This is a genomic window from Cellulomonas sp. JH27-2, from assembly GCF_014837175.1.
Lineage (GTDB): Bacteria > Actinomycetota > Actinomycetes > Actinomycetales > Cellulomonadaceae > Cellulomonas.
Genome location: NZ_JACYFR010000001.1, coordinates 291,434 through 316,439, shown reverse-complemented (window position 1 = coordinate 316,439; position 25,006 = coordinate 291,434). Strand labels below are relative to the sequence as shown.

The 25,006-nt window shown below is 72.6% G+C and carries 23 protein-coding genes and 3 tRNA genes; 14 read left to right on the top strand and 12 right to left on the bottom strand.

Annotation, left to right across the window (positions count from 1 at the left end):
- Nucleotides 1–3 precede the first annotated feature (3 nt).
- Nucleotides 4–855: a TetR/AcrR family transcriptional regulator gene (locus tag IC607_RS01480; RefSeq protein WP_191785218.1), complete on the top strand. Its 852-nt coding sequence runs from the start codon at nucleotides 4–6 to the stop codon at nucleotides 853–855.
- Entirely contained in the window at nucleotides 852–2,921 is a 2,070-nt protein-coding gene (locus tag IC607_RS01475; RefSeq protein WP_191785217.1) for an acyl-CoA dehydrogenase, read from the top strand. Before IC607_RS01480 ends, IC607_RS01475 begins: the two co-directional genes overlap by 4 nt.
- A 45-nt stretch (nucleotides 2,922–2,966) precedes the next feature.
- On the opposite strand, the gene IC607_RS01470 is transcribed toward IC607_RS01475, so the two are convergent.
- Both IC607_RS01470 and IC607_RS01465 read right to left on the bottom strand, forming a co-directional pair.
- Nucleotides 2,967–3,218 (bottom strand): LapA family protein, encoded by a 252-nt coding sequence (locus IC607_RS01470; protein WP_191785216.1) that lies wholly within the window; start codon nucleotides 3,216–3,218, stop codon nucleotides 2,967–2,969.
- Nucleotides 3,219–3,312: 94 nt separating this feature from the next.
- The gene (locus tag IC607_RS01465; protein WP_370525941.1) at nucleotides 3,313–4,104 is read right to left on the bottom strand and encodes a DUF2599 domain-containing protein; all 792 of its coding nucleotides are present in this window, start codon (nucleotides 4,102–4,104) and stop codon (nucleotides 3,313–3,315) included.
- A 133-nt stretch (nucleotides 4,105–4,237) separates the two neighbouring features.
- On the opposite strand from IC607_RS01465, the gene purL reads away from it, so the two are divergent.
- From purL to IC607_RS01450, 3 genes are all read left to right on the top strand, one after another.
- Nucleotides 4,238–6,604, top strand: a complete 2,367-nt coding sequence (gene purL / locus IC607_RS01460; RefSeq protein ID WP_191785215.1) for a phosphoribosylformylglycinamidine synthase subunit PurL — start codon at nucleotides 4,238–4,240, stop codon at nucleotides 6,602–6,604.
- A 72-nt stretch (nucleotides 6,605–6,676) separates the two neighbouring features.
- The gene (rsgA, locus tag IC607_RS01455) at nucleotides 6,677–7,678 is read left to right on the top strand and encodes a ribosome small subunit-dependent GTPase A (protein WP_191785214.1); all 1,002 of its coding nucleotides are present in this window, start codon (nucleotides 6,677–6,679) and stop codon (nucleotides 7,676–7,678) included.
- A 92-nt stretch (nucleotides 7,679–7,770) separates the two neighbouring features.
- Nucleotides 7,771–9,828 (top strand): lectin, encoded by a 2,058-nt coding sequence (locus tag IC607_RS01450; RefSeq protein WP_191785213.1) that lies wholly within the window; start codon nucleotides 7,771–7,773, stop codon nucleotides 9,826–9,828.
- 18 nt (nucleotides 9,829–9,846) lie between these two features.
- Here IC607_RS01450 and IC607_RS01445 read toward each other — a convergent pair whose 3' ends face one another.
- Nucleotides 9,847–10,818 carry a hypothetical protein gene (locus IC607_RS01445; RefSeq protein WP_191785212.1) on the bottom strand — a complete coding sequence of 324 codons (972 nt, stop codon included), beginning with the start codon at nucleotides 10,816–10,818 and terminating at the stop codon, nucleotides 9,847–9,849.
- Between the two features lie 488 nt (nucleotides 10,819–11,306).
- On the opposite strand from IC607_RS01445, the gene IC607_RS01440 reads away from it, so the two are divergent.
- The 5 genes from IC607_RS01440 (at nucleotide 11,307) to purM (ending at nucleotide 16,362) form a co-directional block, all read left to right on the top strand.
- Complete coding sequence (locus tag IC607_RS01440; RefSeq protein WP_191785211.1) at nucleotides 11,307–12,710, top strand: glycoside hydrolase family 6 protein; 1,404 nt, start codon at nucleotides 11,307–11,309, stop codon at nucleotides 12,708–12,710.
- Nucleotides 12,711–12,822: 112 nt separating this feature from the next.
- The gene (locus IC607_RS01435) at nucleotides 12,823–13,197 is read left to right on the top strand and encodes a sterol carrier family protein (protein ID WP_191785210.1); all 375 of its coding nucleotides are present in this window, start codon (nucleotides 12,823–12,825) and stop codon (nucleotides 13,195–13,197) included.
- Between the two features lie 25 nt (nucleotides 13,198–13,222).
- On the top strand, nucleotides 13,223–13,639 hold the full coding sequence (locus IC607_RS01430) for a histidine kinase (protein ID WP_225224284.1): 417 nt from the start codon (nucleotides 13,223–13,225) through the stop codon (nucleotides 13,637–13,639).
- A 42-nt stretch (nucleotides 13,640–13,681) separates the two neighbouring features.
- Entirely contained in the window at nucleotides 13,682–15,235 is a 1,554-nt protein-coding gene (gene purF / locus IC607_RS01425; RefSeq protein ID WP_191785209.1) for an amidophosphoribosyltransferase, read from the top strand.
- Nucleotides 15,232–16,362 (top strand): phosphoribosylformylglycinamidine cyclo-ligase, encoded by a 1,131-nt coding sequence (gene purM, locus IC607_RS01420; protein ID WP_191785208.1) that lies wholly within the window; start codon nucleotides 15,232–15,234, stop codon nucleotides 16,360–16,362. Before purF ends, purM begins: the two co-directional genes overlap by 4 nt.
- Before the next feature lie 78 nt (nucleotides 16,363–16,440).
- Here purM and IC607_RS01415 read toward each other — a convergent pair whose 3' ends face one another.
- A complete protein-coding gene (locus IC607_RS01415; RefSeq protein ID WP_191785207.1) occupies nucleotides 16,441–16,647 on the bottom strand; it encodes a DUF3073 domain-containing protein in 207 nt (68 codons plus the stop codon).
- 505 nt (nucleotides 16,648–17,152) lie between these two features.
- Between IC607_RS01415 and IC607_RS01410 the strand changes: the two genes are divergently transcribed.
- Nucleotides 17,153–17,359 (top strand): BldC family transcriptional regulator, encoded by a 207-nt coding sequence (locus tag IC607_RS01410; RefSeq protein ID WP_191785206.1) that lies wholly within the window; start codon nucleotides 17,153–17,155, stop codon nucleotides 17,357–17,359.
- 3 nt (nucleotides 17,360–17,362) lie between these two features.
- Here IC607_RS01410 and IC607_RS01405 read toward each other — a convergent pair whose 3' ends face one another.
- The 8 genes from IC607_RS01405 to IC607_RS01370 form a co-directional block, all read right to left on the bottom strand.
- Complete coding sequence (locus IC607_RS01405; RefSeq protein ID WP_191785205.1) at nucleotides 17,363–17,707, bottom strand: DUF3618 domain-containing protein; 345 nt, start codon at nucleotides 17,705–17,707, stop codon at nucleotides 17,363–17,365.
- Complete coding sequence (locus IC607_RS01400; RefSeq protein WP_191785204.1) at nucleotides 17,707–18,096, bottom strand: phage holin family protein; 390 nt, start codon at nucleotides 18,094–18,096, stop codon at nucleotides 17,707–17,709. Before IC607_RS01400 ends, IC607_RS01405 begins: the two co-directional genes overlap by 1 nt.
- Before the next feature lie 86 nt (nucleotides 18,097–18,182).
- Nucleotides 18,183–18,611, bottom strand: a complete 429-nt coding sequence (locus tag IC607_RS01395) for a phage holin family protein (RefSeq protein ID WP_191785203.1) — start codon at nucleotides 18,609–18,611, stop codon at nucleotides 18,183–18,185.
- Between the two features lie 33 nt (nucleotides 18,612–18,644).
- Nucleotides 18,645–19,823 carry a cation:proton antiporter gene (locus IC607_RS01390; RefSeq protein ID WP_191785202.1) on the bottom strand — a complete coding sequence of 393 codons (1,179 nt, stop codon included), beginning with the start codon at nucleotides 19,821–19,823 and terminating at the stop codon, nucleotides 18,645–18,647.
- An 84-nt stretch (nucleotides 19,824–19,907) separates the two neighbouring features.
- Nucleotides 19,908–22,187, bottom strand: coding sequence for a SpoIIE family protein phosphatase (locus IC607_RS01385; RefSeq protein ID WP_191785201.1), 2,280 nt, complete (start codon nucleotides 22,185–22,187; stop codon nucleotides 19,908–19,910).
- Between the two features lie 116 nt (nucleotides 22,188–22,303).
- Nucleotides 22,304–22,379 (bottom strand) — tRNA-Phe (locus tag IC607_RS01380).
- A 55-nt stretch (nucleotides 22,380–22,434) separates the two neighbouring features.
- A tRNA-Asp gene (locus IC607_RS01375) sits at nucleotides 22,435–22,508 on the bottom strand.
- A gap of 64 nt (nucleotides 22,509–22,572) precedes the next feature.
- Nucleotides 22,573–22,645 (bottom strand) — tRNA-Glu (locus IC607_RS01370).
- Between the two features lie 134 nt (nucleotides 22,646–22,779).
- Here IC607_RS01370 and IC607_RS01365 point away from each other — a divergent pair.
- From IC607_RS01365 to IC607_RS01355, 3 genes are read left to right on the top strand one after another with little or no spacing between them, the layout of a single operon-like run.
- Entirely contained in the window at nucleotides 22,780–23,124 is a 345-nt protein-coding gene (locus IC607_RS01365; RefSeq protein WP_191785854.1) for a metallopeptidase family protein, read from the top strand.
- On the top strand, nucleotides 23,124–24,053 hold the full coding sequence (locus tag IC607_RS01360; RefSeq protein WP_191785200.1) for a cation diffusion facilitator family transporter: 930 nt from the start codon (nucleotides 23,124–23,126) through the stop codon (nucleotides 24,051–24,053). Before IC607_RS01365 ends, IC607_RS01360 begins: the two co-directional genes overlap by 1 nt.
- A 10-nt stretch (nucleotides 24,054–24,063) precedes the next feature.
- On the top strand, nucleotides 24,064–24,984 hold the full coding sequence (locus IC607_RS01355; RefSeq protein ID WP_191785199.1) for an LLM class flavin-dependent oxidoreductase: 921 nt from the start codon (nucleotides 24,064–24,066) through the stop codon (nucleotides 24,982–24,984).
- Nucleotides 24,985–25,006 lie beyond the last annotated feature (22 nt).

The window sequence follows — 25,006 nt, the reverse complement described above, 5'->3', positions numbered from 1 at the left end:
CTCGTGAGTCCAGTCACACCGGGTCCCTCGAAGGCGAGCGGACTGACCCTGCTGAGCACCGACGCCGCGCCCCCCGGGGGACGCGGCCTGACCCGTGTGCGGCCGACGCCGACCGCGCCGCCGGACGTCTACGCGGCCGACGGGCGGTCGACCCGCTGGGCCGACCACCGCGAGGCACGCCGCGCGGAGCTGGTGCGCATCGCGCGCCGCACCGTCCACCACAAGGGCCCCGACGTGTCGATGGAGGAGATCGCCACCGCGGCGGGCACCTCGAAGTCGATCGTCTACCGCTACTTCGCCGACAAGACGGGCCTGCAGATCGCGGTCGCCGAGGCGGTCGTCCTGCAGATCCAGGGCGCACTCGAGGGCGTGCTCCGGGTCGCGCCCACCCCGCGCGACGGTCTGCGCGCGATGGTCGCCGTGTACCTCGAGATGATCGAGTCGTCCCCGAACGTCTACGCGTTCGTGACGCGGAACGGCTCGGTCGAGTCGGGCGGCCCCCTGGGGCACTTCCTCGACTCGGTCACCGCGCTGGTCGCCGCACCGTTCGCGCGCGGCCTGACGGAGGAGGCGGCCGACGGCCGTCGCCTGGCCCGCCGCCCCGAGGCGGAGCCCGACGACGTGGCGTCCGCACGCATCGCGCTCGCGGAGTCGTGGGCCGCCGGCGCCGTCGGCTTCGTCCGCGGGGCGGGCGAGTGGTGGCTGGCCCACCGCGACCAGCCCGGCAGCCCGGACCGCGAGGACATCACCGCCCAGGTCGCCGCCTGGCTCTGGGCCGGCCCCGTCGGGCTGCTCGCCCGCGAGCGCAACACCAGCACCACCCCCAGCACCAGCACCACCGAGGAGAACCGATGACCGCCACCACCGACCGCCCGGCCTCGCTCGAGCCCCTCCTGCCCGGCGAGTCGGACGTCCGCGTCGACGTCGCCGCGCTCGCGGACCAGCTGCTCGGCCCGTACGCGGAGCTGCGTCGTCAGGCTCGCGTCGTGGCGGGGGATCCCGACTTCCAGAAGATCGAGGGCCAGCCGCTGGCCGAGCACCGCGAGCGCGTGCTCCACCAGCTCCGTGAGCTCGCGGCCCACCACGACGTCCTGCGCGCGTTCCCCACCCACCTGGGTGGCGCCGACGACCACGGCGGCTCGCTCTCGCGGTTCGAGGAGCTCGTGGCCGGCGACCCGTCGCTGCAGATCAAGGCGGGCGTGCAGTGGGGGCTGTTCGCCTCGGCGATCCTGCACCTGGGCACGGCCGACCACCACGAGCGGTTCCTGCCCGACGCCATGTCGGTGGCGGTCCCGGGCGCGTTCGCGATGACGGAGACGGGCCACGGCTCGGACGTCGCCGCGATCGGGACGACGGCCACGTACGACCCGGCCACGCAGGAGTTCGTCATCCACACGCCGTTCCGCGCGGCGTGGAAGGACTACCTCGGCAACGCGGCGCAGCACGGCACGGCGGCGGTCGTGTTCGCCCAGCTCGTGACGGCCGCGCCCGGGGCGGGGCCGGTCAACCACGGCGTGCACGCGTTCTACGTGCCGATCCGCGACGCGTCCGGCGCCTGGCTGCCCGGCGTCGGCGGTGAGGACGACGGCCTCAAGGGCGGGCTCAACGGCATCGACAACGGCCGTCTGCACTTCGACCACGTCCGCGTCCCGCGCACGAGCCTGCTCAACCGGTACGGCGACGTCGACGCCGACGGCACCTACTCGTCGTCGATCGCCAGCCCGGGCCGGCGGTTCTTCACCATGCTCGGCACGCTGGTCCAGGGGCGCGTCTCGCTCGACGGCGCCGCCGCGAACGCCAGCAAGATCGCGTTGGCCATCGCGGTGACGTACGCGAACCAGCGCCGCCAGTTCGCGGGGGCCGGCTCCGACGAGGTCGTGCTCATGGACTACGGCCAGCACCAGCGCCGGCTCCTGCCGCTGCTGGCGGAGACCTACGCGACGACGTTCGCGCACGAGGAGCTCCTCGCCGCGTTCGACGACGTCTTCTCCGGCCGGGGCGACACCCCGCAGGGCCGCGAGGACCTCGAGACGCTGGCCGCGACCCTCAAGCCGACCTCGACGTGGCACGCCATGAACACGATCCAGACCGCGCGCGAGGCGTGCGGTGGCGCCGGGTTCCTGGCCGAGAACCGGCTCGTCGGCCTGCACCAGGACATGGACGTGTACGTGACGTTCGAGGGTGACAACACCGTGCTCTACCAGCTCGTCGCGAAGCGGCTGCTGACGGAGTACGGCCGAGCGCTCAAGGGCGCCGGTGCCGGGGACGTCGCGCGCCTGGTCGCGGGCCGCGCGGCCGACGCGGCCAAGCACCGCACCCCGCTGATCCGGGCGGTCCAGACCCTCGCCGACGCGGGCGACGCGCGCCGCTCGGTGGGTCAGCTGCGCGACGAGGCGTCGCAGCGCGAGCTGCTCACCGACCGCGTCGAGGCGATGGTCGCCGACCTGGCCATGTCGCTGCGCCCCGCGCAGAAGATGGCGCCGGCCGAGGCGGCGGCGCTCTTCAACGCCCACCAGCACGAGCTGATCGAGGCGGCCCGGGCGCACGCCGAGCGGGTCCAGTGGGAGGCGTTCACGCGCGGGCTCGCGCAGGTCACCGAGCCCGGCACCAAGCAGGTGCTGACCTGGGTGCGGGACCTGTTCGGGCTGCAGCTCGTCGAGCGCCACCTGGCGTGGTACCTCATCAACGGCCGGCTGTCGGCGGGTCGCGCGCGCACCGTGACGTCCTACATCGACCGGCTGCTGACCCGCCTGCGCCCGCACGCGCAGGACCTGGTCGACGCCTTCGGCTACGGGCCTGAGCACCTGCGGGCGCCGATCGCGTCGGGCGCCGAGGCCGAGCGGCAGGACGAGGCGCGCGCGTACTACCGGGCGCAGCGTGCGTCGGGCGACGCGCCGGTGCCGGAGAAGCACTCGCGCTGAGCGTGGGCCGTGGCCGTTCCCGACGCGCGGGAACGGCCACGGCGCTCACTTCTTGCTGGACCGGCGGTAGTGCAGCAGCCAGCCGACGACGACGCCGAGCGCGAGCGCGATCAGCAGCATCACCCACGTCGGCAGCGTCACGGTCCAGAACAGGATGTGGAACGGGGCGTCGTCCTGGTTCTGCAGGATCACGACCACGGCGATCACCACGGCGACGATGCCGAGGTACAGCCGCCACGGGATCGGCTTCTTGGCACCGCCTCCGGCGGGTCGGGGCTGAGGGCTCGAGCTCGACATCGTGGCCTCCCTGCTCACGCGGTCGCACGCGGGCACGTCGCCGCGGCTGTCCCGGATCCCATCCTGGCCCTCGTCAGGGCCGAACGGTGGGAGATCAGGTCGGGTTGCAGCGGGCGGAGATCATCGCGAGCGCGCCGACGTCGGGTCGCCACGGCTCGAGGTTCCAGGTGGCCTTGTCCGGCGCCCCGAGCTCGTGGCAGCTGAGCTGCTCGCGCATCGTGGGGGAGTCGGCCTCGGGCTCGTCGGCGATCAGCTGGGACCAGGTGAGCTCGGAGGCCGCCAGGCTCCCCACCCGGGCCCAGTCCGTGGGTGTCACCGCCAGGGACCGGCCACCCTCGCGGGTACCCCACGACGTCTTGGCCACCGCCTCCCCGGTGAACCAGACCTTCGCGGTGCCGTCGGTCGGGCCGTCGGTCAGCGCCAACAGGTCGTCGCCGGACGCCGCCAACGACGCGTTCGTCGGCGCGAGCCCGCCACCGCCCGCGAGCGCCGAGCCGTCGGCGAACGCGCTGAGGTCCGACCCCGTCGCGTACGCCAGCGGTTCGTCGCCGGGGAGGCCCCGCCGGTCGTGGAACGTCAGACGGACCGAGCCGTCGGCCAGCTTCTTCGACGACATCGACACGTCGGCCTGCGGTGCGACCCAGATCGTCGCGCCGTGGGAGCGCACGCGCGTCCCGGCGCGGACGTCGTCGGCCGACGGCACCTCCGGCCTCACCGGCGCGGTCGGCGTGCTCGTCCCCGGCGAGGTCGCTCGCGTGGCCGTGGGAGCGGCCGCGGTGGTCGTCGGGCCGGGCGGCGGTGAGCCGCCCGTGCACCCGGCCAGTGCCGTGCAGAGAAGGGTCGCGCCCAGGAGCACCCGCAGTCGGGGAGCGGTCGAGTCGGGCACGGAGGCGACGCTAGCGGACGTGGGCGCGGGCGAGGCTCGCGCCCGGGTGTCGGTATCCTGACGTCGTCCGCCGACGACGGCCGCGCGTCCCGCCCCCAGCGAGGCCCGCGTGCGAACTCGCCCAAGGGAACCGATGACCACCGCACCTGCGCGTCCTGCCCACCCCTCTGACACCGTCGAGAACGCCGCGGCGACGCCCGACCAGGAGCAGCCGTACGCCGAGCTGGGCCTGAAGGTCGACGAGTACCAGCGCATCCGCGACATCCTGGGCCGCCGCCCCACCGCCGCCGAGCTCGCCATGTACTCGGTCATGTGGTCGGAGCACTGCTCGTACAAGTCGAGCAAGAACCACCTGCGCCAGTTCGGCGACAAGACGACCGACGCGATGAAGGAGCACCTGCTCGTCGGCATCGGCGAGAACGCGGGCGTCGTCGACATCGGCGACGGCTGGGCGGTGACGTTCAAGGTCGAGTCGCACAACCACCCGTCGTACGTCGAGCCCTACCAGGGCGCCGCGACGGGAGTCGGCGGCATCGTGCGCGACATCATCTCGATGGGCGCGCGCCCGGTCGCCGTCATGGACCAGCTGCGCTTCGGCGCCGTCGACCACCCGGACACCGCGCGCGTGGTGCACGGCGTCGTGTCCGGCGTCGGCGGCTACGGCAACAGCCTGGGCCTGCCCAACATCGGCGGCGAGCTCGTCTTCGACGCCAGCTACCAGGGCAACCCGCTGGTCAACGCGCTGTGCCTGGGCGTGCTGCGCCACGAGGACATCCACCTGGCCAACGCGTCGGGCGCCGGCAACAAGGTGGTCCTGTTCGGGGCGCGCACGGGTGGCGACGGCATCGGCGGTGCCTCGATCCTGGCCAGCGAGACGTTCGACGACGAGAAGCCGTCCAAGCGCCCGTCGGTGCAGGTCGGCGACCCGTTCATGGAGAAGGTCCTCATCGAGTGCTGCCTCGAGCTGTACGCGGCGCGCGTCGTCGAGGGCATCCAGGACCTGGGCGCGGCCGGCATCAGCTGCGCGACCAGCGAGCTCGCGTCCAACGGCGACGGCGGCATGCACGTGGACCTCGAGCACGTGCTGCTGCGCGACCCCACGCTGACCGCCGGCGAGATCCTCATGTCGGAGTCGCAGGAGCGCATGATGGCCGTCGTGCGGCCGGACCAGCTCGACGCGTTCCTGGCCATCACGGGCAAGTGGGACGTCGAGACGGCCGTGATCGGCGGGGTGACCGGCACGGGCCGCCTGACGATCGACCACCACGGCGAGCGCATCGTCGACGTCGACCCGAAGACCGTCGCCCACGAGGGCCCGGTCTACGACCGCCCGTACGCCCGCCCGGCCTGGCAGGACGGCCTCAACGCGGACACGGCGGCAGAGCTGGCGCGCCCGACGAGCGCCGCCGAGCTCCGCGGCACCGTCCTGGAGCTCCTCGCGTCGCCCAACCTGGCCTCCAAGGCCTGGGTCACCAACCAGTACGACCGGTTCGTGCAGGGCAACACGGCCCTCGCGCAGCCCGACGACTCCGGCGTGGTCCGCGTCGACGAGGCCACGGGCCTCGGCGTCGCGCTCGCCACGGACGCGAACGGCCGCTACGCCAAGCTCGACCCGTACACGGGCGCGCAGCTCGCGCTCGCGGAGGCGTACCGGAACGTCGCGACGACGGGCGCGCGCCCGCTCGCGGTGACCGACTGCCTCAACTTCGGCAGCCCCGAGCACCCCGATTCCATGTGGCAGCTGGTCGAGGCCATCCGCGGCCTGGCCGATGCGTGCCAGACCCTCGAGGTCCCGGTCACCGGCGGCAACGTCTCGCTCTACAACGGCACGGGTGAGCCCGGGCTCATCGACTCCGCCATCCACCCGACCCCCGTCGTCGGCGTGCTGGGCGTGCTCGACGACGTCGCCGACGCCGTGGCCTCCGGCTGGACCGCGCCTGGCCAGGCCGTCTACCTGCTCGGCAGCACGCGTGCCGAGCTCGACGGCTCCGCCTGGGCCGACGTCGTGCACGGCCACCTGGGCGGCCTGCCGCCCGTCGTCGACCTCGCCGCCGAGCGCCGCCTGGCGTCCGTGCTGCAGAACGCCGCGCGTGACGACCTGGTCGACTCCGCGCACGACCTGTCCGAGGGCGGGCTGGCGATCGCGCTGGTCGAGTCGTCGCTGCGGTTCGGTGTCGGCGTGCAGGTCTCGCTCGACGAGCTGTGCGCGCGCGACGGCGTGACCCCGTTCGAGGCGCTGTTCTCCGAGTCGACCGGTCGCGTGCTCGTCGCGGTCCCGCGCTCGGAGGAGGTCCGCCTCGCGGACCTGTGCACGGCGCGCGGCGTCCCCGCCCTGCGGCTGGGCGAGACCGCCGAGCACTGCACGCCGGGCGCCGGTGCCCCGGTCGACAAGGCCGACCACGACCACGGCCCTGCGGTCGAGGTCGCGGGCCTGTTCACCCTCCCGCTCGCCGAGGCCCGCGAGGTCCACGAGGCGACGCTCCCGCACTACTTCGGCTGACCCCGCCTCGCCGAGCGCGGGCGGCGGATAAAGCGTCGTGACGGACGGGCGTGCGGGGCTAGCGTCCCGCGGGTGACGACATCAAGGGCCGACGAGGCCGTGCGCGTGGTCCGGGCCGACAAGGGCTCGCTCCTCGTAGCGCCCGCTGACGCCGGCGAGCCGACGCGGGTCACGCTGGACCGCGACGGTCTCGCCGAGCTGGACGGCACCCGCGCGGTGCCGACCGTGGGGGACTGGGTCGAGGTTGACGACGGTCAGGTGCGCGCGATCCGGCCGCGGACCTCCGCGCTCGTGCGCGACTCCGCGGGGGAGACGTCGCGCGAGCAGGTGCTCGCTGCCAACGTCGACGTCGTCCTGGTGGTCGAGCACCTCGACCCGGACCCCGATCTCGGTCGGGTCGAGCGCATGCTCACGCTCGCGTGGCGGTCCGGTGCGCGGCCAGTGGTCGTCCTCACCAAGGCCGACCTGGTCCCGGACCCCGAGGGCACCGCACGCGACGTCGCTCAGGCGGCGATCGCCGTCGACGTCCACGCTGTGAGCGCCACCACGGGCGGCGGGCTCGAGCCCCTGCGCGCGCTGCTGACCCCGGGCACGACTCTCGTCGTCGTCGGCCCGTCCGGCGCGGGCAAGTCGACCCTCGTGAACGCGCTGGCCGGTGCCGAGGTGATGTCGACGGGTGAGCGCCGCGAGGTCGACGGCCGCGGTCGGCACACGACGACCCACCGCGAGCTCGTCGCGATGCCCGGCGGTGCCGTGCTCATCGACACGCCCGGCATCCGTGGTGTCGGTGTCGTCGCCGACGAAGAGGCACTGGACGCGACCTTCGCCGATGTTGCCGAGCTGGTGGGGCGGTGCCGCTTCGCGGACTGCCACCACACCGGCGAGCCCGGTTGTGCGGTCGCCGACGCGCTCGCGGACGGCCGGCTCACCCAGCGACGCTACGACTCGTACCTGAAGCTGGCGCGGGAGGCGGCCTACCAGGCACGGCGCTCCGACGCGCACCTGCGCGCCCAGGAGAAGGCTCGCTGGAAGCGCCTCACGAAGGACAACCGGGCCGGTCGCGTGCGGCCCTGATCGTGCCGTCCCGCGCGACAACGCGCGGATCGGCGGGCAGAGTGGTCGCGACGCGTCGCCGCCCGCGCGACGCACAGTCGAGGGAGACTGTGATGTCCGCTGCCCGACGTCCCATCCTGCTCGCGCTCCTCGCCTCACTGATCGCATCGATGCTCGGCGTGGTCCCGGCGTCGGCCGCGACGACCGGCACGATCGTCGGGGTCGGCTCCGGTCGTTGCCTCGACGTGCACGGCGCCGCCCGCACCGCCGGGACGGCCGTGGAGATCTACGACTGCCACGGCGGGGCGAACCAGTCGTGGACGCTGTCGTCGACAGGCCAGCTCACGGTGTACGACGCGGCGACCTGCCTGGACGTGAAGGGCGCCTCGACCACACCAGGGGCCCGGCTGCAGATCTACCCGTGCCACGGCGGGGCGAACCAGCGGTGGACGCTGAGCGCCGACGGGTCGATCAGGAGCGCGCAGAGCGGACTGTGTCTCGACGTCTCCGGACGGGCGTCCGCCAACGGCAGTGCGGTGGCCGTGTGGACCTGCAACGGGCAGACGAACCAGCAGTGGACCACCGCCCTGCGCGCCGACAGCCAGCCGCCGAGCGTCCCCGGCGGCCCCCGCGTCAGCGATCTCACCTGCAGCTCGGTGACGTTCGCGTGGAACGCGTCGAGCGACGACGTCGGCGTCGCCTTCTACGACGTCTACCACGACGGCCAGCTCATGAGGTCGGTGGGCGGATCGACGCTGTCGACGAGCCTGACGGTCGTCGCGGGGGTCACCTGGGGGCTGTACGTGAACGCCCGCGACGCCGCGGGCAACGTCTCGCAGGCCAGCAGCACCGTGTCGATCACCCCGCCCGAGTGCCAGACCGACACCCGGGCCCCGACGACGCCCACCGGTCTGGCCGCGACGGCGTCCGGCACGACCGTGACCCTGACGTGGCAGGGCTCCACCGACGATGTCGGTGTCCGGGCGTACGACGTCTACCGCGAAGGCAGCAAGGTCGGCACGGTCAGCGGTACCGCGGCGGTCCCGCCGGTCACGACGTTCGTCGACAGCGGCCTGACCGCCTCGACGTCGTACTCCTACGCGGTGCAGGCGCGGGACGCACAGGGCAACGTGTCGGCGCGCAGCGTCGCGGCGACGGTCACCACCGGCGCGGCGTGCGGCAGCGCGATGTGCGGGGTCACGCAGATCGGTACGGACACCGATGTGCCGTGGGGTCTGGTCACGCTGCCCGACGGGACGATCCTGTACAGCCGTCGGGACGCGCAGGACATCGTCCGGCTCGATCCGACGACGGGCGTCAAGTCCACCGTGGGCACCGTGCCCGGCGTCGCCGGGACGGACGGCGAGGGCGGGCTCATGGGGCTCGCGATCGCACCGACATTCGGGAGCGACCACTGGCTCTACGTCATGCACACGTCGCCCACCGACAACCGGATCGTCCGGTTCAAGGTGGAGAACAACCTGCTGGTCACGGGCAGCGAGCAGGTGCTGCTCACAGGGATCCTGCGCAACAAGTTCCACAACGGCGGCCGGCTACGGTTCGGCCCCGACGGCAAGCTGTACGCGAGCACCGGCGACGCGCAGAACGGCGACAACGCCCAGAACATCGCGAGCCTGAACGGGAAGGTGCTGCGCCTGAACCCCGACGGCACCGTCCCGTCAGACAACCCGTTCGGCAACTACGTGTGGAGCTACGGGCACCGCAACCCGCAGGGCCTCGCCTTCGACTCCCAAGGTCGCCTGTGGGAGCAGGAGTTCGGCAACTCCGTCATGGACGAGACCAACCTGGTCGTCAAGGGCGGCAACTACGGCTGGCCGGCCTGCGAGGGGACCACGGGAACCTGCGGCACGGCGGGCTACGTCGCACCGAAGCGGACCTACCCGACCGCCGACGGCTCGTGCTCGGGCATCGCGATCGTCCGGGACGTCCTGTACGTAGCCTGCGAGCGGGGGACGCGCCTGTACCGCGAGGTCATCGCGGGATCCTCGCTGACCGACGTCCAGACCTACTTCAACGGGACGTACGGACGCCTGCGGACCGTCGAGCCCGCGCCGGACGGCGGCCTCTGGCTCACGACGAGCACCACGGGTGACAAGGACAGCATCGCGAACAACAGCAACGAGAAGCTGCTGCACGTCACGCTCGGCTAGCGGGTCCCCGCAGGCAGGTCAGCGTGCCGAGCGGCGACGGGCGGCGACGAGCAGGGCTCCCGCGCCGGCCAGCACGGCGGCGACGATGCCGACGGCACCCGCACCCGACGAGCCGGTGCTCGCGAGCACCTCGGAGTCGGGAACCTCGGGCGTCTGCGTCCGGTAGGCCGGCGGCGGGGTGGACCGCACGATGCCGCCGTCAGCGGTGGGCGTCGGCTCGGAGGCCAGGACCTCGGTGTCCGGGGTCGTCGGCGTCGGGGTGGCCGACGGAGTCTCGGAGACCGGCACCGACGACGACGGTGATGCCGCCGGCGTCGTCGGGGTCGTGCTGGGAGTGGTGCTCGGCGTGGGCGAGTCGCTCGGGGTGGGCGGCTGGCTCGGGGTGGGCGCCGTCGCCGGCGGCACGACGGGCGGGACGACCGGCGGGGCCGTCGTGGTCGGCGTCGTGCTGGGGGTGGCGCGTGGGGTCGGCGAGACCCGGGGCGTCGGCGAGCCGCTCGGGCAGGGGGTCTGGCTCGGCGCGGGCGTCGGCGTCGTCGTGCCGCAGTCCGGAGCCTTCACGAACGTCCACGGCTGCTTCGTGTCCGAGTACGGGTACCGGGTCGCGAGCACCTCGGTCGGGTTGTTCGGGCCGTACAGCACACCACCGGTCACCAGACGGTCGGTGATCGAGCCCGGCACGTAGCGGTCGTACTGCAGCCACACACCGCAGGTGGCGGCGGTGGCCAGGTGCTGCGGCCACAGCGCGGCGTCCTCGCCGTCCTTCGGCTTGGCGGCCCCCGACGACACGGGCGTCGCCCAGCGCACCTCGACGTACTCGCCCTGCCCGGTCGACGGGGCGGACGACGACGTCGTGCGCGCTCCGTGGGAACCATGCGACCCACCGCCCGGCCCACCGCCGTGCCGGCCGCCGGCGGCCTGCGCCCCCACGGGGACGGCGAGGATCACGACGGACGAGAGGGCAGCGACGACAGCGGCGCGGCGCAGCATGAGATGGCCTCCAGGCAGGGGGTATCGAACGCAGGCAGGGGTATGACGGCGTGCGAGGGGCAGCACCGATCGGGGCCGGCGCGGACGCCGACCGGGTCAGAGCGTAAAGGATGAATCGGACATGATGGGATGATTTCTGCCGGTTACCCGATCGTTTGTCCAGATTCACCCAGATGCCGGGTCCGGAGCCCTCCGTCGAGCGAGTCCTGCTCGCGGCCGGCGCGCAGGTCGGCGCCCGGATGGGCCGACGTAAGCGCTTCGACGTGCACGTTCACCACCTCTAAACGTTTAGGTGTCGCGCCATCCCTCGCCAGGACGGGTGTCGTCGGGGTTTCCTCGGAAGCGCCCGGCTCGCTCGCCGGCGAGGCCGTGTCAGCGCGGACCCGTCCTCGTCGGCGTGGCGACGCCGGGCCGCCAGCAGGCGGTACGCCACCAGGCGCCCCGCCCCGGACGACCCCGGTCGGTCGTGACCAAGGAGATCCATCCGTATGCACACACGTAGAAGCGCCGCGGCGCTGCTGTCGGCCGCGGCCCTCGCCGTATCGGGCCTGACGGCCCTCACCGCGACGTCGGCCCAGGCGGCGACCGCCTGCAAGGTCGACTACCAGATCACCAACCAGTGGGGTGGCGGCTTCGGGGCCAACGTGACCCTCACCAACCTGGGCAGCCCCGTCACGTCCTGGAACGTCGGTTGGACCTTCGGCGCAGGGCAGAAGATCCAGCAGCTCTGGAACGGCACCCCCACCGTGTCCGGCTCGGCCGTCTCGGTCGCCAGCATGAGCTACAACGGCGCCCTGGCGACGGGCGGCACGACGAGCTTCGGCTTCAACGGCTCGTGGACGGCGTCCAACCCCGTGCCCACGTCGTTCACCATGAACGGCACCACGTGCACGGGCAGCGTCCCGACGACGACACCGACGCCGACGACCACCCCGACGCCGACCGCGTCCCCCACCCCGACTGCCACCCCGACTCCCACCCCCACGCCCACGCCGACCCCCACCCCCACCGTGACCCCGACGCCCACGCCCACACCCACCACCCCGCCGACGACGAGCGGCCTCTACGTCGACCCGACCACGCAGGGCTACAAGGCATGGCAGCAGGCGACGGGCACCAACAAGGACCTGCTGGCCAAGATCGCGCTGACCCCGCAGGCGTACTGGGTGGGCAACTGGGCCGACCCGTTGCACGCCAAGGCCGAGGTCGCGGACTACACGGGCCGGGCCGTGGCGGCGGGCAAGACCCCCATGCTCGTCGTCTACGCCATCCCGGGCCGTGACTGCGGCAACTACTCCTCGGGCGGTGTCAGCACCAGCGAGTACGCGTCGTGGATCGACACGGTGGCCTCCGGGATCCAGGGCAACCCGTACGTGGTGCTCGAGCCCGACGCCCTCGCCCAGCTCGGCGACTGTGCCGGCCAGGGTGACCGCGTCGGCTACCTCAAGTACGCCGCGAAGTCGCTGACGCTCAAGGGTGCCCGCGTCTACATCGACGCCGGCCACTCGTCGTGGCTCCCCGTGAGCACGGCCGTCAGCCGCCTCAACCAGGTGGGCTTCGAGTACGCCGTCGGGTTCGCGCTCAACACGTCGAACTACCAGACGACGGCCGCGTCGAAGGCCTACGGCCAGCAGATCTCGCAGCAGCTCGGCGGCAAGAAGTTCGTCATCGACACGTCGCGCAACGGCAACGGCTCCAACGGCGAGTGGTGCAACCCCCGCGGCCGCGCGCTCGGTGACAAGCCGACGACGGTCAACGACGGCTCCGGGCTGGACGCCCTGCTCTGGGTGAAGCTGCCCGGTGAGTCCGACGGCACCTGCAACGGCGGCCCGGCCGCCGGGGCGTGGTTCCAGGACATCGCCCTGGAGCTGGCCCGCAACGCCCACTGGTGATCGGGACCGCGACGGTCCGCTGACGTGACGCCGGCCCCGGTGCCCTCGAGCACCGGGGCCGGCGTCGTCACGTCGTCCGCCGAGCGGTACGCCACGGGTGGAGAATCGGACCATGCCCCCTCGTCGTCGCACCGAACCCGTCGACGGCCGGGCGGCGCTGACGCTCTGGCGGACCGATCCCGCGGACGCGCGCGCGCGGCGGACCGCCGTGCGGTTCACGCTCGAGGAGCTCGCGGACGTCGCGCCCGGCAACTCGGTCGAGGTGCGCGTGCCGCCGGACGGCGCGGTCCAGGCGGTGCAGGGACCTCGTCACACCCGAGGCACGCCGCCGAACGTCGTCGAGACCGACCCGCAGACCTGGCTCGAGCTCGCCACGGGCGCCCTGACCTGGGCGGACGCGCTCGACGCCGGGCGCGTCCACGCGTCCGGCGAGCGCGCGGACCTGGCCCACCTGCTCCCGCTGCAGGCCACGCGCGTCCGGTCCTGACGTCGTTCTGACCTACGATCTGCACGTGCCCAGCCAGCCCGACGAGACGCCCGTCGACCCCACCGAGCCCGCCGACGCGACGGCGCCCGAGGAGCGGGCCGTGCCCGACGAGGTAGCGGCGACCGACGAGGCGCGCATCCCGTCGGAGGACGAGCTCGAGCGGACGGCGACGCCGGCCACGGTGCGCCGCGCGCCGAAGTTCAGCGCGTTCATGATCGTGGGCGCGCTGGTCGGGATGGTGCTGGGGCTGCTGTTCGTCGCGATCGTGCAGCCCGGCCCGGACGAGGTCGGCGGGGGAGCGGGCCTCATCGGCTTCCTGGACGGCGAGGGCTCGGTGCGCCTCCTCGGGATCGTGACGGGCGGGGTGGTCGGCACGTTCGTCGGCGGCGCCCTGGCCGTGAGGGCGGACCGGCGCTCGCGGCCTCCTCGTCTGGACCGCTGAACCGGTCGTCGGCCGCGCGGAGACCTGTGCGACCATAGGGGAGTGGCCCCTCGCGCAGACGGACGTCTGAACCACGATCTCCTCCCCAACGAAAAAGGCCCCCAGGACGCCTGTGGTGTCTTCGGTCTGTGGGCGCCTGGCGAAGAGGTCGCCAAGCTGACCTACTTCGGCCTGTACGCGCTGCAGCACCGGGGGCAGGAGTCCGCCGGCATCGCGACCAGCAACGGCAACCAGCTCCTGGTCTACAAGGACATGGGCCTGGTCTCGCAGGTGTTCGACGAGACCGCGCTCAACGCCCTGCAGGGACATATCGCCATCGGGCACACCCGGTACTCGACCACGGGCGGATCCACCTGGGAGAACGCGCAGCCGACGCTCGGCGCGACCGCGGCCGGGACGGTGGCCCTGGGGCACAACGGCAACCTGACCAACTCCGCCGAGCTCGTCGACCTGGTGGCGGAGCGCTACGGCAGCCAGCGTCGGGGCGAGCTCGCGCGCGGGAACACCACCGACACCGCGCTCATCACGGCGCTCCTGGCCGGCGATCCCGACCACACGCTCGAGGCCACCGCGCTCGAGGTGCTTCCGCGCCTGCGCGGGGCCTTCTGCCTCGTGTTCATGGACGAGCACACCCTGTACGCCGCGCGCGACCCGCAGGGCGTGCGCCCGTTGGTGCTCGGGCGCCTGGAGCGCGGGTGGGTCGTGGCGAGCGAGATGCCCGCGCTCGACATCGTCGGCGCGTCGTTCGTCCGTGAGGTCGAGCCGGGTGAGTTCATCGCGATCGACGCCGACGGCCTGCGCTCCACCCGCTTCGCGCCCAAGAGCGAGCCGCGCGCCGGGTGCGTCTTCGAGTACGTCTACCTGGCGCGGCCCGACACGACGATCGCGGGCCGTTCCGTGCACGCCTCGCGGGTGGAGATGGGCCGGCGCCTGGCCGTCGAGCACCCGGTCGAGGCGGACCTCGTGATCCCGGTGCCGGAGTCCGGCACGCCTGCCGCGGTCGGGTACGCGCAGCAGTCGGGCATCCCGTTCGGGCAGGGCCTGACGAAGAACGCGTACGTGGGTCGCACGTTCATCCAGCCTTCGCAGACGCTGCGCCAGCTGGGCATCCGGCTCAAGCTCAACCCGCTGCGTGACGTGATCCGCGGCAAGCGCCTGGTGGTCGTCGACGACTCGATCGTGCGCGGCAACACCCAGCGCGCGCTGGTCCGGATGCTGCGCGAGGCCGGTGCGGCGGAGGTGCACGTGCGCATCTCGTCGCCGCCCGTGAAGTGGCCGTGCTTCTACGGCATCGACTTCGCCAGCCGCGCCGAGCTCATCGCCAACGGCCTCGCCATCGACGAGATCGGGTCCTCGCTGGGCGCCGACTCGCTCGGCTACATCTCGGAGGAGGGGATGGTCGCGGCCACCGAGCAGCCTCGCTCGCAGCTGTGCACCGCCTGCTTCTCCGGCGTCTACCCCATCGAGCTGCCGCCCGCCGACCGGCTGGGCAAGAACCTGCTCGAGCAGAACGAGCTCCCCCTGGGGGCACCTGAGGACGGTCTGATGTCGATCCTGCCCGGAACCGGTGGCGCGACCGCGCTCGAGCAGCCGTGAGCGGCGGCGCCAACAGCCCCGTCACGTACGCCGGTGCCGGCGTCGACACGGAGGCTGGGGACAAGGCCGTCGAGCTCATGAAGGCCGCGGTCCAGGCGACGCACGGACCGCAGGTGCTGGGCGGGGTCGGCGGGTTCGCCGGCCTGTTCGACGCGAGCGCGCTCACGCGGTTCCGCCGTCCGCTGCTGGCCACGTCCACGGACGGCGTGGGCACCAAGGTCGCGATCGCCCAGCAGCTCGACGTCCACGACACCATCGGGTTCGACCTGGTGGGCATGGTCGTCGACGACATCGTGGTGGTGGGTGCGCAGCCGCTGTTCATGACGGACTACATCGCCACGGGCCGGGTGGTGCCGGAGCGCATCGCCGACGTGGTGCGCGGCATCGCCGCGGCCTGCTCCGTGGCGGGGACCGCGCTCGTGGGCGGCGAGACGGCGGAGCACCCGGGTCTGCTGGCCCCCGACGAGTACGACGTGGCCGGTGCCGCGACGGGTGTCGTCGAGGCGGACGAGCTGCTGGGCCCCGAGCGCGTGCGCGCGGGCGACGTGCTCGTGGCGCTCGGCTCCAGCGGCCTGCACTCCAACGGCTACTCGCTGGTGCGTGCGGTCGTGCGCCAGTCGGGCTGGGCCCTGGACCGGCACGTCGACGAGCTGGGCCGCACGCTGGGCGAGGAGCTGCTGGAGCCCACGCGCGTGTATGCCTCGGACTGCCTCGCGCTCGCTCGTCGGGCCGGCGTGGAAGGCCTGCACGCCTTCAGCCACGTCACCGGCGGCGGGCTCGCGTCCAACGTCGCGCGCGTGCTGCCCGTCGGCCTGGTCGCCGACATCGACCGCGGCGGCTGGCAGCTGCCGCCCGTGTTCTCGCTCGTGCAGTCGCTCGGTCAGGTCCCGTGGACCGACCTCGAGGGCACGCTCAACCTGGGCGTGGGCATGGTCGCGATCGTCGCGCCCGATGCGCTCGCCGGGGTGCTGGCGCACGCCGCAGAGCTCGGCCTCCCAGCCTGGGAGCTCGGCACGGTCCGTGACATCGACCCGGCCACGGACGCCGTCGGTGCCCCCGGCTTCGTCGCGGGCACCAAAGGTGTGCACGGCGGCGCCGTCCAGCTCACGGGGTCGTACCGAGTCTGATCGGCCGCCCGCCCTGTCTCGAGCCGTCGTGGCTGGGGCAGGGCGGACGCGCGCGATCAGCGACCGACGCCGCTGGGATCAGCGGTCGTCGTCGGACCAGCGTCCGTAGTCGTCCTCGTCGTCGTCCGCAGTGTCCACTGCGGCACCGCCCCGACGGTCGCCTAGGTCATTGTGGCTGTGCGACGTGAGCTCCTGCTCGAGAGCTCGGTAGTTGGTCTCCGGGCTGAAGTACTTCAGCTCCCGGGCAACCTTCGTCTGCTTAGCCTTCTGACGGCCGCGCCCCATGGCATCGACCCCCTCTTACGTGGAAGCGGGGCGGCTCCGTGCTGACACGTGCGGCCCCGGGGTGCTGAATCGTCTCTTCGTGCCGCAACGGTACATGGTCATTCGCTATTCCGGCCACTTGCGGACGAGCGACGCGTGTCACGTCGTGAACGGCACCAGTCTCGCATCTCTGCGGGTGCCCGACATGCCCGGAGGTGCCGATGGTGTCGGCCCGCCGGTTCCTGAGAGCCTGCTGACGTGCTCGTCCGTCAACGGCGCGTCGTGAAGGTGCCGGGGTGATATGTCCGGGTTAGGGTGAGAACGTCCGACGTGAGCGGTCACACATGCTCGCGGGTCGTTCGCTCGGACGGGTGGTGTGTACCATTTTGTGATCGTTCCGTTGCCGGGAACGCGTCGTATGTCCCGCTCGTTTGTGGTAGTGGATCGACGCACTTCTGGTCGGTCTGATCGCTCACGTCCTGGTCGGAGGCTCGTCCTTCGGCCGCACGCTCGCCAGGAGGCAGCAATGACTACGCAGCCCGCATCGTCCGAGGTCCTGCTCACGCCGTCCGAGGTGGCCACGCTCTTCCGCGTCGACCCCAAGACCGTGACCCGCTGGGCCAAGGCCGGCAAGCTCTCCTCGATCCGCACGCTCGGCGGCCACCGCCGCTACCGCGAGTCCGAGGTCCTCGAGCTCCTGGGCGTCCCCAACCAGCGGGACAGCCGGAGCTGAGCCTCAGCCGCGGCGCTTGAGCGCCGCGGCTGCCACCGCGAGCACGGCGACAGCCGCCGCGCTCGCCAGGACGACGCGCGCGCGGGTGCTGGCCTCCGGGTCGGCGTCCGCGCTCGTCGCGTCGTGCCACAGCTGCTGCGCCGCGTCACGAGCCTTGTCGGCCTGCGCCTTGGCCTGGTCCGTCGCCTGGTGCAGGCCGGCACGCGGGTCCAGGCGCTGAGCCAGAGCGTCGACCGTGCTCGCGAGCTCGAGCCGGGTCAGCGCGGCCTGCGCCTCCAGCTCGACCATCTCGGGCGTCGTGAACGGGATCGGCGCCTTCTTGTCGGACGTGTCCTTCTCGTCGGTCATCAGATCGCTTCCTTCACGGCGTTGAGGTCCTGCTGGACGTTCTCGATCGCCTTGACCGGCTTGGGCGGCGCACCCTGCTTGAGCCGCCGGACGCCGAGCCACGCCAGCACGGCGACGACGAGCAGGAGGAACACCGTGACGATCGTGGCCGCGAGCCACGGCTCGAACGGCACGGACAGCGCGATGATCGCCGTCGCGATGATCGCGGCGAGCAGGTAGAGCGCCAGCACGCCGGCCCCGATGAGCAGCCCGGCACCGGCGCCGATCTTGCTCAGGCGGCCGGTGACCTCGGCCTTCGCCAGCGCGATCTCGGTGCGGATCAGGCGCGAGAGCTGGTCGCTCAGGTCCCCGATCAGCTCACCGATGCTGCGGTCGTCCGTGGTCTTCATCGTCTGGCCCTCCCGTCGGCGTCCGTCCTGGGGCCCAGTCTTGCCGTCGAGCAGTGCAGCCGCACGTCAGGCGGTCGCTGGACCCGTCAGTTGTCCCACGGGTGGACCTGGTCGCCGGCGGGGTGCACGGGCTCTGTCGTGCGGGCGACGGGCTTGGGCAGGTGGCTCTTGCCCCACGCCGCGACGCCGCCGCCGATCAGGATGAGCGCGACGCCCACGAGCAGGGCGGCGAACCACGGCTGCAGGTCCGCCTCGACCAGGCCGAGCACGGCGGCGGTGACCAGCAGGGCGAGGCCGAAGAACGTGACGAGCGCCGCGCTGCCGAAGGCGATCGCGGACGGCCTGACCTGCACGGCCTTGGCCCGCACGCTGGCGCCGACGGCGTCGATCTCGGCCTGGACGGCCGCCCGCACCTTGTCCTCCGCCTGGTTGAGGCGTTCGCGTGCTCGCTCGGCCAGCGGCTCGGTGAGACGGTCGAAGAAGCTGCGCGGCTCGGGGCCGTTCGGGCTGGTCACGGGGGTCTCCTGTTCGTTCGCGGTGCGACCAGCCTAGACAGTGGTGGAGACCGTCGATGGGTACTCGGTCCTGTCGGGCGTGCCGATCATGCGCGCGATCAGCGGGAAGAAGAGGACGGTCAGCGCGCCGGCGAAGACCAGGCAGGCGGCGGTCCCCTCGTCGAGGGTCCCGTCCGTCACGGCCAGCTCGGTCAGGGCGACGAGCAGGGGGAGGGTCGTCGCGGTGTAGAAGCTCAGGCGGAGGCGGTCGCGCTTGCCCAGCACCTTGCGGTACCAGAGCAGGGCCGGGCCGCCCCGGACGGCCAGCAGCACGCCCGTGAACGCGAACGGCAGCCATGGCCTTTCTGCCACCGCGCTGATCTGCAGGCCCATCCCGGACGACACGAAGAAGATGGGGATGAAGACACCCCAGCCCACGGTGTCGAGCTTCTTCTCGAACGCCTCGTTCTCGACCGGCGACCACGCGCGCAGCACCATGCCCGCCAGGAACGCCCCGAGGACGGCGTCGAACCCCATGAACGTCGCGTTGGCCAGCAGCGCGACCAGCAGCACGAGCGTGAACCGCATGGGGCCCTGAGTGTTTCCGTCGCTCATGGTGGCGAGCACACGTCGGGTGCGGTCCATCGAGAGACGCTTGGGGGCGATCGAGAGCGCGATGACGGCGGCCGCGAGCAGGACGAGGGAGACGAGGGCGGCGATCGTCCCGCGCGCTCCCAGGAACAGCGCCATCGCGACGATAGGTCCGAGCTCGCCGATGGCACCGCCGGCCATCACGTACTTCCCGATCGGGAGCTCGGCGAGGTGCTCGTCCTTGAGGATCGGGATGAGCACGCCGAGCGCGGTCGTCGACAGGGCGATGGTGATGGCCATGGCCGCGGGGACGTCGTGGTCGATGTTCAGGGCCAGCATGAGCACACCGGCGAGCACGAAGGACGAGAGCCACGCCCGCATGCCCAGCCGCCCGGCAGGTTGCCGTGCGATCCCGGGGTCGAGCTCGTAGCCGGCCAACAGGAACAGGAACCCCATGCCCAGGTCGGACAGCAGGCCGACGTCGGCGGGGGAGGACAGGTGCAGCACCTCGGGGCCGATGATCACACCGCCGGCCAGCAGCACGACGACCTGCGGCAGCCGGAACCGCGCCGGCATGGCCGCGACGACCAGCAGCGCCAGCGCAGAGACCAGCACCACGGGGAACAGCTTCTCGAACTCCACCACGACTCCGTCCGGACGCTCACGACTCGCGCCATCTTCCCGCGCCCCCGTGGCACCGCGGGACGGCGCGCCGGAGGCGGGCTCCTACCGCTCGCGGCAGAGCACCAGCAGCGTGAGGTCGTCGACGGAGGCGTCGTCGCGGCACGCGGCCATGACGTCGTCGATGTCGACCGGGACGGTCACGTCGTCGCGCTCGAACAGCTCGACGATCCGGTGCAGGCCCGCGCGCAGGTCGGTCTGGCGCGAGTCCACGAGGCCGTCGCTGAACAGGACCAGGCCGCCGCCGGGCTCGATCGTGAGCCGGGTCAGTGGCGGCTCGCCCGAGCCGACGCCCAGCGGGCGGTCGACGCGCATGTCGAGCAGACGCGCACCGCCGTCGGCGGCCAGGAGCATGGGTCGCGGGTGGCCGGCGGCGGAGATCTGCACGACCCCCGTGGCGGTGTCGACCACGCAGACGACGACCGTCGCCATCTCGAACGGCATCGTCTGCCGCGTGACGTGGTCGAGCCAGCGCAGCGCCTCGTCGGGCCCGTCGCCGCGCAGCAGGAACCCGCGCAGCGTGTTGCGCAGCTGCCCCATCGCGGCCGCCGCGCCCAGGCCGTGGCCCGCGACGTCGCCGACGACCACGGCGAGCCGCCCGTCGCCGACCTCGAGCGCGTCGTACCAGTCGCCACCCACCTGACCGCCGGCCGCGGGCTCGTACCGGGCACGCACGGTCCAGCCGTCGACCTCCGGCATCTCCTGCGGGAGGAGGCTGCGCTGCACGGCCTCCGCGGTGCGCAGCTGCCACCGCGTGCGGAGCAGGAGGGTCTCGAGCAGCCGGCTGCGCAGGTCGTCGCCGTCGTTCAGCTCGAGCCTGGTCCAGGGGGCGCTCGTGCCGCTGACCACCTCGCTCCAGCGGTCGAACGACTTGCGCGGGCTCAGCCGGACCGAGTCGCCCTCACGCAGGGCGATCGCCTTGTTGTGCGGGTCTCCGCCCCAGTCGACGGACCGGACGACCTCGTGCCGCAGCCAGACGATGCACTGCTCGGGGGCGAGGCGGACGACGAGCAGACCCGCGACTCCCGGGAGCGTCGCCGCGAGCTCGGGCTCCTGCGTCGTCAGGGAGGTGCGCGCGACGACGTCGTCGGCGGCCTGCTCGACCCACGCCAGCAGGGGGCGCACGTCGGCGGGGACGTCGCCGGACGTCGAGATCCGGCCGTCCGCACGCACGACGACGCCCTGGGCCTCGATCACGTCCAGCACGTTCACGCCGCCCGGCGCCGCGTTGCCCGCCAGGGTGTCCGCCAGCGCGTGGTCGCTGTCCCGCGACGCGATGAGGATCCGCACCTTGGTCGCGGCGGTCGCGATCTCGTCCTCGAGCGCGCGCTCCTCGGAGCGGGCGACGAAGCGCAGCGACAGCGAGGAACCGAGGAACTCGGCGGCGGCGCGCACGCCGTACGGCGGGTTGTGCGGACCGGAGTAGTGGTGGCACGCGATCAGGCCCCACAGCTTGCCGTCGCGCAGCAGAGAGATCGACATCGACGCGGCGACGCCCATGTTGCCCAGGTACTCGCAGTGGATGGGGGAGACGCTGCGGAGCACCGAGTGCGTCAGGTCGAGCGGCAGGCCCGTGTGCTCGTCGAGGCCCGGCACCAGGGGCGCCGGGGTGTACCGGACGTCGGCGATGAGCCGGATCCAGTTCTTCTCGTACAGCGCGCGGGCCTGGGGCGGGATGTCGCTGGCCGGGTAGTGCAGGCCGAAGAACGAGTTGAGGTCGGCGCGCTTGGCCTCGGCCACGACCTCGCCGTTGTAGGCCTCGTCGAACCGGTAGACCATCACGCGGTCGAACCCGGTCAGCGCCCGGACCTCCTGAGCCGCGATGTCGTACAGGTCCTCGAGCCTGTGCGCCTGGTTGAGCCGCTCCACGGCTCCGCGGACGGCCTGGTACGTGTTGGGGAAGGAGAACGGGCGGGGCCCCAGCGAGGCCTCGAGCTCGACGACGAGCAGGGTGCCCTCACCGCTCCTGATGCGGTGCAGGACGGCGTCCATCTCGACCGGGCCGGTGCGCGTGCGGGCGGCGATCACCAGCGGGTTGCGCGCCCGCAGGTCTCCCCAGGCGCGCAGGTGGACGCGCAGCTGCTCGGTCGCCTCCTTGCCGACGACGTCGTCGAGCGTGGCGCCCAGCGTCTGCTCGACCGACGAGCCCAGGAGCTCGTCGACGTTGGCCGAGACGTGCCGGACCACCAGGTCCGGCTCGGTCACCGCGAGCAGGACGCCCCAGGGCTGGATGCTGCCGGGGATGTGGATCGGCTCCCGGGCGCAGTTGTCGAGGTCGACGGGCTCACCCGGGGCGAGCAGCCCACCGTCGTCGTCCTGCGCCATCGCACGCCTCACGCTCTCCTGGCCCGCCCGGTGCGGGGCCCGGGTGAAAAGGTAGACCACGGCGCCGACGAACGACGAAGCCCCGCGACACCGTGTGGTGTGCGGGGCTTGCGTGGTGGTGGCTCCGACCGGCGTCGATCCGGTGACCTTTCGATTTTCAGTCGAACGCTCTACCAACTGAGCTACAGAGCCGTGAGGGGACAGGCCCTCGAACGAGAAGGCCGGTCCGAAGACCGGCCCTTTCGAGCGACCCCGACGGGACTTGAACCCGCGACCTCCGCCGTGACAGGGCGGCGCGCTAACCAACTGCGCTACGGGGCCTCGTGTGTTGCATGCGAGACCGTACTGCATCTTGCTGTGTTGCCGTTACTGCGTTTCCTGCTCGTACCCCCAACGGGATTCGAACCCGTGCTACCGCCGTGAAAGGGCGGGGTCCTAGGCCGCTAGACGATGAGGGCGGGTGTCCCGCCCCTGACGTCGAGGCGCCGGAAGACCGGAGATGAGCATACGGGTCTATCGCCGGATCTCCAAAGTCGGCCTCGTCGGGCGCTCGGTCGAGGCCGTGAGCAGGCAGGATGGAGGCGTGTTCGAGATGGCTCGCGACGAGTTCGAGGAGGCCGTCCGTGACGCGCTCGACCAGATCCCCCCGGAGCTGGCGCGCGTCATGGACAACGTCGTCGTGCTCGTCGAGGACCAGGCGCCGCCCGACGACCCCGAGCTGCTGGGCCTGTACGAGGGCATCCCTCTGACGGAGCGGACCTCGTTCTACGCCGCCGGGTCGCTGCCGGACCGCATCACGATCTACCGGCTGCCCACGCTGGCCATCTGTGACGAACGCGACGACGTCGTCGAGGAGGTCGCGATCACCGTGGTGCACGAGATCGCGCACCACTTCGGGATCGACGACGACCGCCTGCACGAGCTGGGGTGGGGCTGATGGGCCACTCCCACGGCGGCCACGGCCACTCCCACGACCACGTCACCGCGGCGCACGCGCACCGCGGGCGGCTCGTCGCGGTGCTGACGCTGACGCTGAGCGTGCTGGTCGTCGAGGTCGTCGGCGGCGTGGTGTCCGGGTCCTTCGCCCTGGTGGCCGACGCCGGGCACATGCTGACCGACGCGGCGGGCGTGGCCCTGGCGCTGGGGGCGACGGCGCTCGCGGCCAAGCCGGCGACCGAGACGAGGACCTTCGGCTGGCAGCGCGCCGAGATGCTCGCCGCACTGGTCAACGGGCTGCTCATCGCCGTCGTCGGTGTCCTGGTGCTGTCGGGCGGCATCCGCCGGCTCGTCCACCCGGGCGAGGTCGAGGGCGGGCTCATGCTCGCGGTCGCGTGCGTCGGGCTGGTCGCGAACGGCGTCGGGCTGGTGCTGCTGATGCCGGGCCAGCGCGACTCGCTCAACGTCCGCGGCGCGTACCTGGAGGTGCTGGGCGACCTGCTCGGCTCGGCGGCGGTGATCGTCGCGGCCGTCGTCGTGCTCACCACCGGCTGGGAGCGCGCCGACGGGCTCGCATCCGTCGCCATCGGCGTCATGATCCTGCCGCGCGCCGTCGGGCTGCTGCGCCAGGTCGCGGCGGTCCTCCTCGAGGCGACACCTGCCGGTGTCGACCTGGCCGCGGTCCGCGCCCACATCTGCGGGGTGCGCGGCGTCGTCGGCGTGCACGACCTGCACGCCTGGACCATCACGTCGGGCGTCCCCGTCCTGTCCGCCCACGTGGAGGTGCCCGACGAGGTGCTCGAGCGGGGCGAGGCGGGACGCGTGCTCGACGACCTGCGCGGCTGCCTGGCCGGGCACTTCGACGTGGACCACTGCACGTTCCAGCTCGAGCCCCCGTCCACGGGGGCCGAGGCGCACACGCACGCGTGAGGAGACGCACATGGTGAAGATCGGGATCGTGCTGCTGCCGCAGGACCGGTGGGCCGTGGCGCGCGACAGCTGGCGCCAGGCCGAGGACTGGGGCTTCGACCACGCGTGGACCTACGACCACCTGGCCTGGCGCACGCTCGTGGACCAGCCGTGGTTCGCGACCGTCCCGCTGCTCGCGGCGGCGGCCGCGGTCACCGAGCGGATCGGGCTCGGCACGTTCGTCGCGTCGCCCAACTTCCGCCACCCGGTGCCGTTCGGCAAGGACGTGCTGGGCCTCGACGACATCTCGGGCGGGCGCTTCATCCTGGGCCTCGGCTCCGGCGGGGAGGGGTTCGACGCGGGTGTGCTGGCGGCGCCGCCCACGCGAGCGCAGCGGACCCGCCGGTTCGAGGAGTTCGTCGCGCTGCTGGACCGGCTCCTGACCCAGCCCGTGACCGAGCACGTCGGCGACTACTACGACGCGTACGGCGCGCGGATGATCCCGGTGCCGGATCGTCGGCCGCCGTTCGCGGTGGCTGCGTCGGGACCGCGGGCGATGGCCCTCGCGGCCCGGTTCGGCGACGGGTGGATCACGTTCGGTCCGCAGTTCGGCCCCGAGGTGCAGACCGACGACCCCGTGGCGGCCCAGGAGAAGTGGTGGACGGACCTCGCCGACGAGGCCGCCAGGATGGACGCCGTCGAGGCGAGTGCTGGCAGCGACGTGCCCCTGCGTCGGTACCTCAGCCTGGACGGCGCGCCGATCTACTCTCTGACGTCGCTCGACCTGGCGGTCGAGGGGATCGAGCGCGCGGCGGGCTTGGGCTTCACCGACGTCGTCGTCCACTGGCCACGCACCGAGGGCATCTACGCGGGCGAGCGGGCCACGCTGGAGGCCCTGGCCGGCCGACTGCCTGCTCTGCAGGCGCTGGAGCCCACCCCGCGCCCCACCTGATCTGCACGACTCGCGGGTTCCT